At 51.2% G+C, this 12,969-nt stretch carries 14 protein-coding genes; 11 read left to right on the plus strand and 3 right to left on the minus strand.

What is annotated here, in order from left to right; translation table 11 throughout:
• Positions 1 to 37: 37 nt before the first annotated feature.
• The 3 genes from QRN24_RS08305 to QRN24_RS08315 all read left to right on the plus strand — a co-directional run bounded on the left by QRN24_RS08305 (position 38) and on the right by QRN24_RS08315 (position 1,271).
• Positions 38 to 676, plus strand: a complete 639-nt coding sequence (locus QRN24_RS08305; RefSeq protein ID WP_020883367.1) for an RpiB/LacA/LacB family sugar-phosphate isomerase — start codon at positions 38 to 40, stop codon at positions 674 to 676.
• Positions 677 to 826: 150 nt separating this feature from the next.
• Positions 827 to 910 carry a stress response protein AzuC gene (azuC, locus tag QRN24_RS08310; RefSeq protein ID WP_014832437.1) on the plus strand — a complete coding sequence of 28 codons (84 nt, stop codon included), beginning with the start codon at positions 827 to 829 and terminating at the stop codon, positions 908 to 910.
• Between the two features lie 109 nt (positions 911 to 1,019).
• Entirely contained in the window at positions 1,020 to 1,271 is a 252-nt protein-coding gene (locus QRN24_RS08315) for a DUF2766 family protein (protein ID WP_014170688.1), read from the plus strand.
• A 49-nt stretch (positions 1,272 to 1,320) separates the two neighbouring features.
• Here QRN24_RS08315 and QRN24_RS08320 read toward each other — a convergent pair whose 3' ends face one another.
• Entirely contained in the window at positions 1,321 to 2,664 is a 1,344-nt protein-coding gene (locus tag QRN24_RS08320) for an anaerobic C4-dicarboxylate transporter (RefSeq protein ID WP_020883368.1), read from the minus strand.
• Between the two features lie 175 nt (positions 2,665 to 2,839).
• A complete protein-coding gene (locus tag QRN24_RS08325) occupies positions 2,840 to 3,343 on the minus strand; it encodes a non-heme ferritin-like protein (protein WP_020883369.1) in 504 nt (167 codons plus the stop codon).
• Between the two features lie 506 nt (positions 3,344 to 3,849).
• Between QRN24_RS08325 and QRN24_RS08330 the strand changes: the two genes are divergently transcribed.
• The 6 genes from QRN24_RS08330 (at position 3,850) to otsA (ending at position 10,676) form a co-directional block, all read left to right on the plus strand.
• Positions 3,850 to 4,410 carry a DJ-1 family glyoxalase III gene (locus QRN24_RS08330; protein WP_262104806.1) on the plus strand — a complete coding sequence of 187 codons (561 nt, stop codon included), beginning with the start codon at positions 3,850 to 3,852 and terminating at the stop codon, positions 4,408 to 4,410.
• Positions 4,411 to 4,726: 316 nt separating this feature from the next.
• Complete coding sequence (araF, locus tag QRN24_RS08335) at positions 4,727 to 5,716, plus strand: arabinose ABC transporter substrate-binding protein AraF (RefSeq protein WP_020883371.1); 990 nt, start codon at positions 4,727 to 4,729, stop codon at positions 5,714 to 5,716.
• Positions 5,717 to 5,787: 71 nt separating this feature from the next.
• Positions 5,788 to 7,302, plus strand: coding sequence for an L-arabinose ABC transporter ATP-binding protein AraG (araG, locus tag QRN24_RS08340; RefSeq protein ID WP_104440076.1), 1,515 nt, complete (start codon positions 5,788 to 5,790; stop codon positions 7,300 to 7,302).
• 14 nt (positions 7,303 to 7,316) lie between these two features.
• Positions 7,317 to 8,297 carry an arabinose ABC transporter permease AraH gene (gene araH / locus QRN24_RS08345; protein ID WP_014884358.1) on the plus strand — a complete coding sequence of 327 codons (981 nt, stop codon included), beginning with the start codon at positions 7,317 to 7,319 and terminating at the stop codon, positions 8,295 to 8,297.
• A 176-nt stretch (positions 8,298 to 8,473) separates the two neighbouring features.
• Positions 8,474 to 9,277, plus strand: coding sequence for a trehalose-phosphatase (otsB, locus tag QRN24_RS08350; protein WP_014170681.1), 804 nt, complete (start codon positions 8,474 to 8,476; stop codon positions 9,275 to 9,277).
• A complete protein-coding gene (otsA, locus tag QRN24_RS08355; protein WP_014170680.1) occupies positions 9,252 to 10,676 on the plus strand; it encodes an alpha,alpha-trehalose-phosphate synthase in 1,425 nt (474 codons plus the stop codon). Before otsB ends, otsA begins: the two co-directional genes overlap by 26 nt.
• 15 nt (positions 10,677 to 10,691) lie before the next feature.
• Here the strand turns inward: otsA and uspC are convergent, their stop codons facing one another.
• Complete coding sequence (gene uspC / locus QRN24_RS08360; RefSeq protein ID WP_014170679.1) at positions 10,692 to 11,120, minus strand: universal stress protein UspC; 429 nt, start codon at positions 11,118 to 11,120, stop codon at positions 10,692 to 10,694.
• Between the two features lie 796 nt (positions 11,121 to 11,916).
• Here uspC and flhD point away from each other — a divergent pair.
• A complete protein-coding gene (flhD, locus tag QRN24_RS08365) occupies positions 11,917 to 12,267 on the plus strand; it encodes a flagellar transcriptional regulator FlhD (protein WP_020883374.1) in 351 nt (116 codons plus the stop codon).
• Positions 12,268 to 12,269: 2 nt separating this feature from the next.
• On the plus strand, positions 12,270 to 12,848 hold the full coding sequence (gene flhC / locus QRN24_RS08370; RefSeq protein ID WP_014170677.1) for a flagellar transcriptional regulator FlhC: 579 nt from the start codon (positions 12,270 to 12,272) through the stop codon (positions 12,846 to 12,848).
• Positions 12,849 to 12,969 lie beyond the last annotated feature (121 nt).

A 12,969-nucleotide genomic window follows, 5' to 3' on the forward strand; every position in this document is an offset into this window, starting at 1 on the left:
TAGCGGGATCTCCCGCCACGCATTCAGGAGAGATGAAATGAAAATTGCACTGATGATGGAAAACAGCCAGGCCGCGAAAAACCCAGTGATACTGAAAGAGTTGAAAACGGTAGCCGATGAAAAAGGGTTCCCGGTTTATAACGTGGGCATGAGCGACGAGAATGACCATCACCTGACCTATATCCATCTGGGGATTATGGCGAGCATTTTACTGAATGCGAAAGCCGTTGATTTTGTTGTGACCGGCTGCGGTACGGGGCAGGGAGCATTGATGTCGCTGAACATCCACCCGGGCGTTATCTGCGGCTATTGCATTGATCCTGCGGATGCGTTCCTGTTTGCTCAGATCAACAACGGTAATGCGCTCTCCCTGCCGTTTGCCAAAGGCTTCGGTTGGGGGGCTGAACTGAACGTTCGGTTTATCTTTGAAAAAGCGTTCACTGGTCGAAACGGTGAAGGTTATCCGCCCGAGCGCAAAGAGCCGCAGGTGCGTAACGCCGGTATTCTGAACCAGGTTAAAGCGGCGGTCGTGAAAGAAAACTATCTGGATACGCTGCGCGCAATCGATCCCGAGCTGGTGAAGACGGCCGTTTCGGGTCAGCGTTTCCAGCAGTGCTTCTTTGAGAATTGCCAGGACAAAGAGATCGAAGCTTTTGTTCGCGGGATCGTAGGCTGACGCTTTAAGGTGCCGTGAGCCCCACTTTTCAGGTTTGGCAGGAAGCATAAAATTGTGACGCACATCACAAAAATATTGATTTTTGTGACGATGGTCATATTATAAGCACATTGACGATAAAGTTGTATAACAAGTTAATGGAGCTACCTGATGAAACTTCGCAAAATCCTGAAAAGCATGTGGGCTAACTACTGCAACACTTTTAAAGACGTGCCACCGGGCGCAATGTTCTGATGAAAAAAACCTGCTTCGGCGGGTTTTTTTGTGCCCGTAAGCGACGAGAGGGAGATGAATGGGCCTGCGTTTTGTTACTATGGCGGCCTTTAAATAAGGAGAAAGCCCCATGTCACAAAACCTGAGCGCCGATCAGGAGCTGGTGTCTGACGTTGTCGCCTGTCAGTTAGTTATCAAACAAATCCTTGATGTCCTGGACGTTATTGCGCCGGTTGAAGTGCGCGAGAAGATGTCCACGCAGCTGAAAAATATCGATTTCAACAGCCATCCCGCTGCGGCTGACCCGGTCACGCTTCGCGCTATTCAGAAAGCCATCGCGCTGATTGAACTGCGATTCACGCCGCAGGGCGAGTCTCACTAAAGCCCGCCTGACGCTAAAAAGGGCGACCGTTTGTCGCCCTTCGCTCACCTTAAAAGAACGTCTGTACCAGCAGATAGCTCGCCGCACACGCGCAGCTTACGCCAATTAATCCCGGCAGAATAAAGCTGTGGTTAATGATAAATTTGCCGATGCGGGTTGTGCCCGAACGGTCAAAGCCGATGCAGGCTAAATCGCTTGGGTAGGTCGGCAGGACAAAATAGCCGTAAGAGGCCGGGAAAAAGGCGATCAGCATTTTCGGGTCGATTCCCAGCATCAGCCCCATAGGCGCAACGGCCGTCAGGGCTGCCGCCTGGCTGTTCACCAGCTTTGATACCAGGAACAGCACAATCGCGTAGGTCCACGGATGGCTTTTCACCACGCCTTCCAGCGCCAGCTTTAACTCATCAAGATGCGCCTGGAAAAAGGTATCGCTCATCCACGCCACCCCGAACACCGAGAAGATCGCGACCATACCCGCCTTAAACACCGCGCCGTTAGAAATGGCAGACGCATTGACCTTGCAGGCCATCAGCATTACGGCACCGGCAATTAACATCATCATCTGGATGACAAGGTTCATCGACAGCGCCGTCATCTTTCCTTTTATCTCAAATGCAGGGCGCAGGTCAGGGAATGCCCCCAGCAGGACAACCACGGCAATGCCGGCGAAGAAAATCCACGTGGACCAGTAGGCCTGCTTTGGAAAACGTTGATTCATTAACGTTTCCGTCCCGCCGTAGATGAATTCACGCTGCTTCGGATCTTTGAGCTTTTCCTGAAACTCCTTATCGTCCGCTAACGCTTTCCCACGACGCAAACTCCACAGCGCAGCAATCGCCACACCGAACAGTGAGGCAGGAACCGAGACGGCGAGAATTTCCAGTATTCCCCACGCGTGGCCGAGCCCATGCTGCGCGCCCAGAATGGAGACCAGTGACACAACGGCCACGGAGACCGGCGAGGCCGTAATTGCCATCTGCGATGCCACTGATGCCACGGCCATTGGGCGTTCCGGGCGGATCCCTTTTTTCAGGGCGATATCCGCAATGATGGGAAACATGGTGTACACCACGTGTCCGGTCCCGCAGAGAAAGGTCAGCATCCAGGTGGTAAAAGGGGCGAGAAGCGTGATGTGTTGAGGATGTTTGCGCAGCAGGCGCTCAGCAAATTGCATCATGACGTTCAGGCCGCCTGCGGTCTGAAGCGTTGCGGCACACCCAATGACGGCGAGAATGGTCAGCATCACGTCAACCGGCGGTTTGCCGGGTTGCAGACCAAAGACAAAACATAAAATAAAAAGGCCAATACCGCTTATCAACCCAAGCCCCATGCCGCCGAAACGCGTACCTGTCAGCAGGCAGAGGAGGATGACAATAAACTCAATGGTGATCATGATGCTCCCTCTTCAATGATAATGTAATTAAATAAATCATTACATGTTGTGTGGTTAATCATTGAGAGCGAGATCTGATTTGTTAAATCTTAGCAAAAGCAGAAGGTTGGCGACGAGAGGGGGAACCTGCTCCCGGTAGGCCGAAAAGCGCGCCTGTCAGGGAGCAGGAAAATGATCAGTGGTGCTGTACCGTCACAAGGTCAAGCAGATGACGGTCGGTTTGTTCCGGACATAAACCCGCCTGCTGCGCGTTATGGATTTCGTCCGCCAGCGTTTTGAGCAGCATGCCGTCCTGCTGTTGCGCTTTATCCATATCGCGTAAGAATTTAAGGGTTTTGGTGTCGTGTTGTGCTCTGGCTTCATCGGCCAGCTTGTTAAGCGTGCTGCAACGCTGTTCGTACTGTTCCAGCGTTTTCTCAAACAATTCTTCCAGAGAAGAGTAGTTATCGTCGATCGTATCAAGCGCTTTTACGGTTGGGTTCGCCCCTGCGGCTTTCATGAAGTTAAAAACACGCATCATATGGGTGACGTTGCTTTGCGCCTGGCTGCGAAAAAAAGTGGCAGAGCCATTGAGACTGTTTTCGGAACACCACGAGCTGATATGCAGGTGCAGATTCGAGGCATAGAACTCGAGGTTCAACTGGGCATTGAGTTTTTGCATCATCGTTTGGGTAGTCATACTCATATCCTTATTGACTGTGGGACGTGATGTCCGCGGCTAACCTGACCCGGCAGGCACATATAATGGAATGCAGAAATGGCATTTCTGCGGCGACAAAAGTCGATCGAATATTCACTTCCTGTGTTCGATATAAATAAGCATACCCTTGTATTCTGTCTAAGAAAACTCTTAATTAGGCTGTGTTTACCATACATTACAAAATTTAATATAGTACAGAAATGAAAACAGGTGGATATAAATTAACACATTAATAACTGATTGATTTTTATGTGTTTGTGTATTTTTTATCTCGTTTTTTCAAGAGTGAAAATATTAAGGCAACAGAATCTTCTGTGACGATGTGAAAAACAGATCAATCAATCAGGATATATTTTGAGGAATAAAATTGCGCTAAATCAATTTATCGCAAAAAGGCGAGTGTGTGATCGCTGTGCAAGATTGTTCTTAATGATTATGTAAAAATGAAACACTGTTTTATCTTGTTTCAATCATTGAGATCTATGATGGCAAAGGTTGCGGTGCTGTTGGCACCCGGTTTTGAGGAAGCAGAGGCGATTATCACCATTGATATTTTGCGCCGGCTGAACATCGACGTGGAAACTCTGGCCTGCGCGCAGTCGCGTGCAGTGGTCAGTTACCATAACATTCCCATGGTGGCAGACAGCACCTTATCAGAACGCAGCGATTCGCTTTACGATGCGATTGTTCTACCCGGGGGACCGCAGGGCAGCGCAAATCTGGCCGCGGATCCGCAGGTTATCCGTTTTATTTCTGCACATGACGCGCGCGGAAAGCTGATTTGCCCTATTTGTTCAGCAGCGGCGCGCGTGCTGGGGGGAAATGGGCTGCTTCGGGGGCGTCGCTACGTCTGCTCCGGGGATTTATGGGAGACGGTAAAAGACGGTGAATATGTGGATGCACCGGTCGTCCAGGATAAAAACCTGCTCAGCGGCAAAGGTCTTGGTCATGCTTTTGACTTTGCGCTGGCCCTGGCTGCTCGACTGTTGGGTGACGAAACGCCCGTTCGCGATCACGCTGACCACATCTATTATTACGCCTGGTAAATTTCCCGCCGGATGCTAGAGCGTCCGGCGCTCAGGGACTTCTTAGCTGATCTTATGGATAATTCTGCTTAACCCCGTTTCATTTGTCCGACAATTCCTGCCGTTTTTATGTCATTTTCCGCTGAATTTATGTACGCAATTACTGTAATTCTGCGGTGTGATGGCGCTCTCTTATGGATGATTAATTTCCCGCTAAAACTATCACCAGCAATAACGCTTATGACGAGGTAAGCGCTAATGCCTTGTTTTAAGTCCGATTAAATAAGAAGCACGCAAATATTCCCTACAGAAAAGAATGCTAAAGCTGGAGTTTACCATGCACAAATTTACTAAAGCGCTGGCGGCCGTTGGTCTGGCTGCTGTTATGTCACAATCCGCTATCGCAGAGAATTTAAAACTCGGTTTTTTGGTAAAACAGCCAGAAGAGCCGTGGTTCCAGACTGAGTGGAAATTCGCCGATAAAGCCGGAAAAGATTTAGGTTTTGACGTCATTAAAATCGCCGTGCCTGACGGTGAAAAAACCCTGAACGCCATCGACAGCCTGGCGGCCAGCGGTGCGAAAGGTTTCGTTATCTGTACACCCGATCCAAAACTGGGGTCGGCAATTGCGGCTAAAGCGCGCGGTTACGACATGAAGGTTATTGCCGTTGACGATCAGTTCGTCAATGCCAAAGGCAAGCCAATGGACACCGTGCCGCTGGTAATGATGGCCGCGACCAAAATTGGTGAGCGCCAGGGTCAGGAACTCTATAAAGAGATGCAAAAGCGCGGCTGGGATGTAAAAGAGACGGGCGTCATGGCCATCACGGCTGATGAGCTGGATACTGCACGTCGTCGTACTACCGGTTCCATGGACGCTCTGAAAGCCGCCGGCTTCCCGGAAAAACAGATCTATAAAGTTCCTACCAAATCCAACGATATCCCCGGCGCGTTCGACGCCGCGAACTCAATGCTGGTTCAACACCCGGAAGTTAAACACTGGCTGGTGGTCGGTATGAACGACAACACCGTGCTGGGTGGCGTGCGTGCGACAGAAGGTCAGGGCTTCAAAGCTCCGGATGTTATCGGTATCGGCATCAACGGCGTTGACGCCGTCAGCGAACTGTCCAAAGCGCAGGCGACCGGCTTCTATGGCTCTCTGCTGCCAAGCCCGGACGTACACGGCTACAAATCCAGTGAAATGCTCTACAACTGGGTGACCAAAGGGGCTGAACCGCCGAAATTTACTGAAGTGACCGACGTGGTGCTGATTACCCGCGACAACTTCAAAGAGGAACTGGCGAAAAAAGGATTGGGCGGTAAGTAATACGCTGTGATTGCGCCCCTCATTCACCATGAGGGGCCAGACGTACACACTACAGGAATCACGGAGACGTTATGCGACAGTCTGATCCGTATCTCTCATTTCGCGGCATCGGGAAAACGTTCCCCGGTGTTAACGCGCTGACCGATATCAGTTTCGACTGCTATCCCGGCCAGGTTCATGCCCTGATGGGTGAAAACGGCGCGGGGAAATCCACGCTGTTGAAAATCCTCAGCGGCAACTATTCCCCTACGACCGGCACACTGGCCATTCGTGGCGAAGAGGTGGCTTTTACTGATACCACGGCGGCGCTTAATGCCGGGGTGGCCATTATCTATCAGGAACTGCACCTGATCCCAGAGATGACCGTGGCCGAGAACATCTATTTAGGACAGCTCCCGCACAAAAGCGGCGTGGTTAATCGTTCGCTACTTAATTATGAAGCAGGGCTGCAGCTTAAACATCTTGGGCTGGACGTCGATCCTCAGACGCCGCTGAAATACCTCTCCATCGGCCAGTGGCAGATGGTTGAAATTGCCAAGGCTCTGGCGCGTAACGCCAGAATTATTGCCTTTGACGAACCCACCAGTTCGCTTTCCGCACGTGAAATCGAAAACCTGTTCCGCGTGATCCGGGAGTTGCGCCAGGAAGGCCGCACGATTTTGTATGTTTCGCACCGTATGGAGGAGATATTTGCCCTGAGCGACGCCATCACCGTGTTTAAAGATGGCCGCTATGTGCGCACCTTTAGCGATATGGCGCAGGTGAACCATGACCAGCTTGTCCAGGCGATGGTCGGACGCGATCTGGGGGACATTTACCACTGGAAACCGCGTGAGTACGGCCCTGAACGCCTGCGACTGGATAATGTAAAAGCGCCGGGAGTACGCATGCCGGTTTCGTTATCGGTACGCAGCGGTGAAATCGTCGGGCTGTTCGGCCTGGTGGGCGCCGGGCGTAGCGAATTAATGAAAGGGTTGTTCGGCGGCACGCGCATTACCGAAGGCGTGGTGTCTATTGACGGCGCAGCGGTGGATATTCAGAAGCCCGCCCACGCGATTAAGGCAGGCATGATGCTCTGCCCGGAAGATCGCAAAGCGGAGGGGATTATTCCGGTGCATTCGGTGCGTGACAACATCAATATCTCCGCCCGTCGCAAATTTATCCGCGCAGGATGCCTGATCAACGATAGCTGGGAATCGAGCAATGCCGATCACCACATTCGTTCACTCAATATCAAAACGCCGGGACCGGAACAGCTGATCATGAATCTTTCCGGGGGCAACCAGCAGAAGGCCATTCTGGGCCGCTGGCTGTCGGAGGATATGAAGGTCATTTTACTGGACGAACCGACGCGCGGTATCGATGTGGGGGCAAAACACGAGATTTATAACGTGATCTATGAACTGGCAAAACGCGGCGTGGCGGTGCTCTTCGCCTCCAGCGATCTGCCTGAAGTGCTTGGCGTCGCCGATCGCATTGTCGTCATGCGTGAAGGTGAAATTGCCGGTGAATTGCTTCATGAACAGGCGAATGAACAACAGGCGTTGAATCTCGCCATGCCTAAAGTCAGCCAGGCTGTCGCCTGAGTAAGGAGTTAATGATGTCCTCTGTTACTACATCCGGAGCGCCAAAGTCGGCGTTCAGTTTTGGCCGAATCTGGGATCAGTACGGCATGCTGGTGGTCTTTGCCGCCCTGTTTGTCGCCTGTGCGATCTTCGTTCCTAATTTTGCCACCTTTATTAATATGAAAGGGCTGGGGCTGGCCATTTCCATGTCCGGCATGGTGGCCTGCGGTATGCTGTTCTGCCTGGCCTCGGGCGATTTTGACCTGTCGGTGGCCTCGGTTATTGCCTGTGCCGGTGTCACCACGGCTGTGGTAATCAACATGACGGAGAGCCTGTGGATTGGCGTGCTGGCGGGTCTGTTACTGGGCGTGCTCAGCGGTCTGGTGAACGGCTTTGTCATTGCTCGCCTGAAGATTAACGCCCTGATCACAACGCTTGCGACCATGCAAATTGTGCGAGGTCTTGCCTATATCATCTCTGACGGTAAAGCGGTGGGGATTGAAGACGAGCGCTTCTTTACCCTCGGTTACGCTAACTGGCTGGGGCTGCCAGCGCCAATCTGGCTGACCGTGGCCTGTCTTATCCTGTTCGGGTTCCTGCTCAACCGGACCACGTTTGGCCGTAATACCCTGGCTATCGGGGGCAATGAAGAAGCCGCACGTCTGGCCGGTGTGCCGGTGGTGCGTACCAAGATTATTATCTTTGTTCTCTCCGGGCTGGTCTCTGCAGCCGCAGGGATTATTCTGGCGTCGCGAATGACCAGTGGCCAGCCAATGACCTCTATCGGTTATGAGCTTATCGTCATTTCAGCCTGTGTTTTGGGGGGCGTTTCCCTGAAAGGCGGCATCGGAAAAATCTCATATGTGGTGGCCGGTATCCTGATCCTGGGGACGGTAGAGAACGCCATGAACCTGCTCAATATTTCGCCGTTCTCTCAGTACGTCGTTCGTGGCCTGATCCTGCTGGCAGCGGTGATATTCGACCGTTACAAGCAAAAAGCGAAGCGTACCGTTTGAGATTTTTCCTATCTTTATATTGCTCAACTAATAACCTTAGCTGACCCCCGAACCGCCTCGCCAGTTTTGCTGGCGGGGCGGTTGTCAAATGGCGAGCGACGTCACACTGTCTATACTTACATGGCTATGAAAGAGGTAAAGGCGTTTACCTCTCGTAAACCGTAAGGAGGAATAGGGTGGCTGACTTGTTAACTGCACCGCCTGTACTGCCCGGACACTATGCTTTCTTTTTTGATCTCGACGGTACGCTCGCCGAGATAAAGCCGCATCCTGACCTGGTGGCGATCCCCGCCACGGTTCTTCAGAAGTTGCATCAGCTCTCGCAGATGACTGAGGGAGCAGTGGCATTGATATCAGGGCGCTCGATGGCCGAACTGGACCAGCTTGCCAGGCCTTATCGCTTTCCGCTGGCCGGTGTACACGGAGCGGAGCGCCGCGACATCCATGATCAAACGCATATCGTTTCACTCCCCGACGCATTAATCCAGGCGCTACAGGTACAACTCTCGTCTGCGCTGGCAGAACTGCCCGGTACGGAGCTTGAAGCCAAAGGGATGGCCTTTGCCCTGCATTATCGCCAGGCGCCGCAGCACGAAGCGGCTGTGCTTGCGCTTGCGACCGCTATAGCAAATGCACATCCGGAGCTGGCGCTGCAGCCGGGTAAATGCGTGGTGGAGCTTAAACCTAAAGGGATCAATAAAGGCGCGGCGATTGCGGCGTTTATGGCGACACCGCCTTTTAACGGCAGGACGCCCGTTTTTATTGGGGATGACCTGACCGATGAGGCAGGGTTTCGTGTGGTGAATCAGGCCGGAGGGATCGCCATCAAGGTCGGGCCTGGTGAGACTGTCGCCGAATGGCGTCTGGCGGATGTCGCCAGCGTCTGGCAGTGGATATCTGACATCGCTAACCAGCAACAACAACAAATAGCGCAAAACAAAGGGGGAAACCATTATGGGTCGCTTAGTCGTCGTCTCTAACCGAATTGCACCGCCTGATGATAAAAAATCCAGTGCAGGTGGCCTGGCGGTTGGGGTATTAGGTGCCTTAAAAGCCGCCGGTGGGCTGTGGTTTGGCTGGAATGGTGAAATCAGTGAAGAACAGAAACCGCTCAAGAAAGTGACGCGCGGAAATATTACGTGGGCGTCGTTTGCGTTAAACGAAAAAGATTATGACGAGTATTATTCGCAGTTCTCCAATGCTGTGCTGTGGCCAGCGTTTCACTATCGTCTGGATCTGGTCAAATTCCAGCGCGAGTCCTTTGAAGGCTACACGCGGGTGAATTCGCTGCTGGCGGATAAACTGCTGCCTTTAATCGAGGAAGACGATATTTTATGGATCCACGATTATCACCTGCTGCCCTTCGCCAGAGAGTTGCGTAAAAGGGGAGTGAATAACCGGATTGGCTTTTTCCTGCATATTCCGTTCCCGACGCCGGAAATCTTTACCGCGCTGCCGCCGCATGAAGAGTTGCTGGATGCGCTGTGTGACTACGATCTGCTGGGCTTCCAGACCGAGAATGACCGACTTGCGTTCCTTGATTCTGTGTCCGGCAAAACGCGAGTGGTGACCAAAGGGGGTAAAACCCATACGGCCTGGGGCAAGACATTCCACACAGAAGTGTATCCCATCGGTATTGAACCTGAAGAGATTGCCGAGCAGGCTTCCGGTCCGCTGCCGCCCAAACTGGCGCAGCTTAAGAATGAACTCAAGCACGTGAAGAATATTTTCTCGGTGGAGCGTCTTGATTATTCCAAAGGGCTGCCGGAACGTTTCCTGGCGTATGAAACGCTGCTGGAGAAGTATCCGCAGCATCACGGTAAAATCCGCTATACGCAGATAGCGCCCACCTCGCGCGGTGAAGTGCAGGCTTATCAGGATATTCGTCACCAGCTGGAGACGGAAGCTGGGCGCATTAATGGCCGCTACGGTCAGTTGGGCTGGACGCCGCTCTTTTATCTCAATCAACACTTTGACCGTAAGATCCTGATGAAAGTGTTCCGCTATGCGGATGTCGGGCTGGTAACGCCATTGCGGGACGGGATGAACCTGGTCGCGAAAGAGTACGTCGCCGCCCAGGACCCCGCCGATCCGGGTGTGCTGGTGCTTTCCCAGTTTGCCGGGGCCGCCAATGAATTGACGTCTGCGCTTATCGTCAACCCTTACGATCGTGACGACGTGGCGAATGCCCTCAACCGTGCGCTGACGATGCCGCTCACGGAGCGTATTTCCCGCCATGCCGAGATGATGGAAACGATCCGTAAGAACGATATTAACCACTGGCAGGCGCGTTTTATTCGCGATCTTCGTGATATTGCCCCGCAGAGTAATGAAGGCCATCTGCAAAAAAAGATCGCGACATTCCCTAAACTCGCCTGATTTTCCTCTGGGGGTTTAACGACCCCCAAGAGGCACTAACAACACATCCACCTGGCTTGACGCCACAATCGATTTCGCCGCACAGGCTGCGCGAGAAAAAAAGCTGTGGTTATGATTCCCGCATATTACTAAATCAATATTCTGCTTACTGCATATGCTGAGAATATGCGCATTAAGCTCCCCGGTCGCAATAATGGTGTCATATATAGGATATTGCGCCTTTTCTACCAGCTCTCGCATAAATTGCTGCGTTTCTTCCTGTAATACCTCACGAATATCTTCCAGCATGGGGGCAGCCAGTTGATTATACATCTCAGGCTCGGCCGCGAGGGTGATCAGGCTGATACGGGCATTATGCGGTCTGGCAATGGAAACCGCCCGGGCGATGAGTTCATGGCTTTCGGGCGAAACCGCAACAGAAACAAGAAGATGGGAGTAACTCATAACGCACTCCTTAGGTGTCTGAAAGACAGCGTCTTAGTCACCATTACCGCGATTTCACCGGATCTGCAAGAGGTGAATACGACATAAGTGTGAAGCTAATCATAATTATTCATTAATTATTCTTATAAGAAGAATACCGGGAAAACGTGCCTAAATGAAAAAAATTAACAACTTAACCTGAATCACACTTTTTTACGTTTCCTGTGTTAAATCGTTTTAAGACGTTATAAACACATTTCTAATGATTACCATGTGAAACAATTGTTATAGGCGTTTTGCATAACTACATGTTTTTTATAGATAATGAAAATGTGACCTTACGATGGATTTGCTGTGACGCGCATCCGGTCGCTGACACGTTTCGAACAGCACATGTCATGCCACTTCTGCTCATACTCCTGCATGAGTATTCGCCCATAAAGAATAGAAAACAGTGTCGATCGTTCAAAAAACAACCAATTTACAAGTCATACTGATGGATTTATGGGAGATATTCACTTAAATTGTGTGACGTAGATCACATTTTTTTTAAATTTGGGGGTAGCTGCATTGTATGTGTCAAAACTGACGAGTAGAGTTTGCGTCGAATTAGGAAAAATCTTAGTTATTTGTAAGAAATGATAAAACGTGTAAGAGACGTAACCGCGTTTCAGCTGTTGCGCGTTTCAATGAATACAAACCTAAATTCGACTATGCATTTAGCCTTTTCTTTTTTATACCGGGTGATTTCCCGGCGACATCACGGGGTGCGGTCTTTCCGCATAAAAATAATAGTTGGTTATTCGGGATGGGAACAATGCATACATCCGAGTTGCTAAAACATATCTATGACATCAATTTGTCGTATTTACTGCTCGCGCAGCGTTTGATTAGTCAGGACAAGGCGTCCGCGATGTTTCGTCTGGGTATTAATGAAGAAATGGCAACCATGCTGGGTGGGTTAACCCTTCCTCAAATGGTTAAACTGGCGGAAACAAACCAACTGGTTTGCCAGTTCCGTTTTGACAATCCTCAGACTATCACGCGTCTGACGCAGGATTCCCGTGTTGACGATCTTCAACAGATCCATACCGGTATTCTTCTTTCCACTCGCTTGCTTACCGAAATCAGCCAGCCTGATGACGCAGCCCGTAAGAAAAGGGCCTAGCAATGAGCGAGAAAAGCATTGTTCAGGAAGCGCGTGACATACAGTTAGCAATGGAGCTGATTACGCTCGGTGCTCGTTTACAAATGCTGGAAAGCGAGACTCAGCTGAGTCGTGGTCGCCTCATCAAATTGTATAAAGAGTTACGTGGTAGTCCCCCGCCGAAAGGAATGCTGCCGTTTTCAACGGACTGGTTTATGACCTGGGAACAGAACATTCATGCCTCCATGTTCTGTAATGCCTGGCAGTACCTTCTCAAAACCGGTTTGTGTAGCGGCGTTGATGCCGTGATCAAAGCGTATAAACTTTACCTTGAACAATGCCCGCAGCAGGACGAGGGTCCTTTGCTGGCGCTCACCCGCGCATGGACGCTGGTGCGTTTTGTTGAAAGCGGAATGCTTGAGCTGTCGCGCTGTAACTGCTGCGATGGCAATTTTATTACCCATGCGCATCAGCCTGCAGGCAGCTTCGCCTGTAGTTTATGCCAGCCTCCATCCCGAGCAGTAAAAAGACGTAAACTTTCCCGGGAAGCTGCCGATATTATTCCACAACTGCTGGATGAACAGATCGAACAAGCTGTTTAACCCGAACGTGTGGGCAAGATTCCAGCAGCGGTAAGCAATTACCGCTGCTTTTTTTTACCCCGCAAACGGTAAACGCTGCGAGCTGAACATCCTTGCCATAGTCACTAGCGGAAGGATGATG

Source organism: Enterobacter sp. MEB024 (assembly GCF_030209635.1).
Taxonomy (GTDB): domain Bacteria; phylum Pseudomonadota; class Gammaproteobacteria; order Enterobacterales; family Enterobacteriaceae; genus Enterobacter; species Enterobacter ludwigii.

Excerpts from the sequence above, each read along its gene's own strand:
- QRN24_RS08325 (WP_020883369.1), bottom strand. The coding sequence starts at position 3,343 with ATGACTACCCAAACGATGATGCAAAAACTCAATGCCCAGTTGAACCTC.
- QRN24_RS08305 (WP_020883367.1), top strand. The coding sequence starts at position 38 with ATGAAAATTGCACTGATGATGGAAAACAGCCAGGCCGCGAAAAACCCA.
- QRN24_RS08315 (WP_014170688.1), top strand. The coding sequence starts at position 1,020 with ATGTCACAAAACCTGAGCGCCGATCAGGAGCTGGTGTCTGACGTTGTC.
- otsA (WP_014170680.1), top strand. The coding sequence starts at position 9,252 with ATGGGTCGCTTAGTCGTCGTCTCTAACCGAATTGCACCGCCTGATGAT.
- azuC (WP_014832437.1), top strand. The coding sequence starts at position 827 with ATGAAACTTCGCAAAATCCTGAAAAGCATGTGGGCTAACTACTGCAAC.
- araF (WP_020883371.1), top strand. The coding sequence starts at position 4,727 with ATGCACAAATTTACTAAAGCGCTGGCGGCCGTTGGTCTGGCTGCTGTT.
- araH (WP_014884358.1), top strand. The coding sequence starts at position 7,317 with ATGTCCTCTGTTACTACATCCGGAGCGCCAAAGTCGGCGTTCAGTTTT.
- flhC (WP_014170677.1), top strand. The coding sequence starts at position 12,270 with ATGAGCGAGAAAAGCATTGTTCAGGAAGCGCGTGACATACAGTTAGCA.
- QRN24_RS08330 (WP_262104806.1), top strand. The coding sequence starts at position 3,850 with ATGGCAAAGGTTGCGGTGCTGTTGGCACCCGGTTTTGAGGAAGCAGAG.
- araG (WP_104440076.1), top strand. The coding sequence starts at position 5,788 with ATGCGACAGTCTGATCCGTATCTCTCATTTCGCGGCATCGGGAAAACG.
- QRN24_RS08320 (WP_020883368.1), bottom strand. The coding sequence starts at position 2,664 with ATGATCACCATTGAGTTTATTGTCATCCTCCTCTGCCTGCTGACAGGT.
- uspC (WP_014170679.1), bottom strand. The coding sequence starts at position 11,120 with ATGAGTTACTCCCATCTTCTTGTTTCTGTTGCGGTTTCGCCCGAAAGC.
- flhD (WP_020883374.1), top strand. The coding sequence starts at position 11,917 with ATGCATACATCCGAGTTGCTAAAACATATCTATGACATCAATTTGTCG.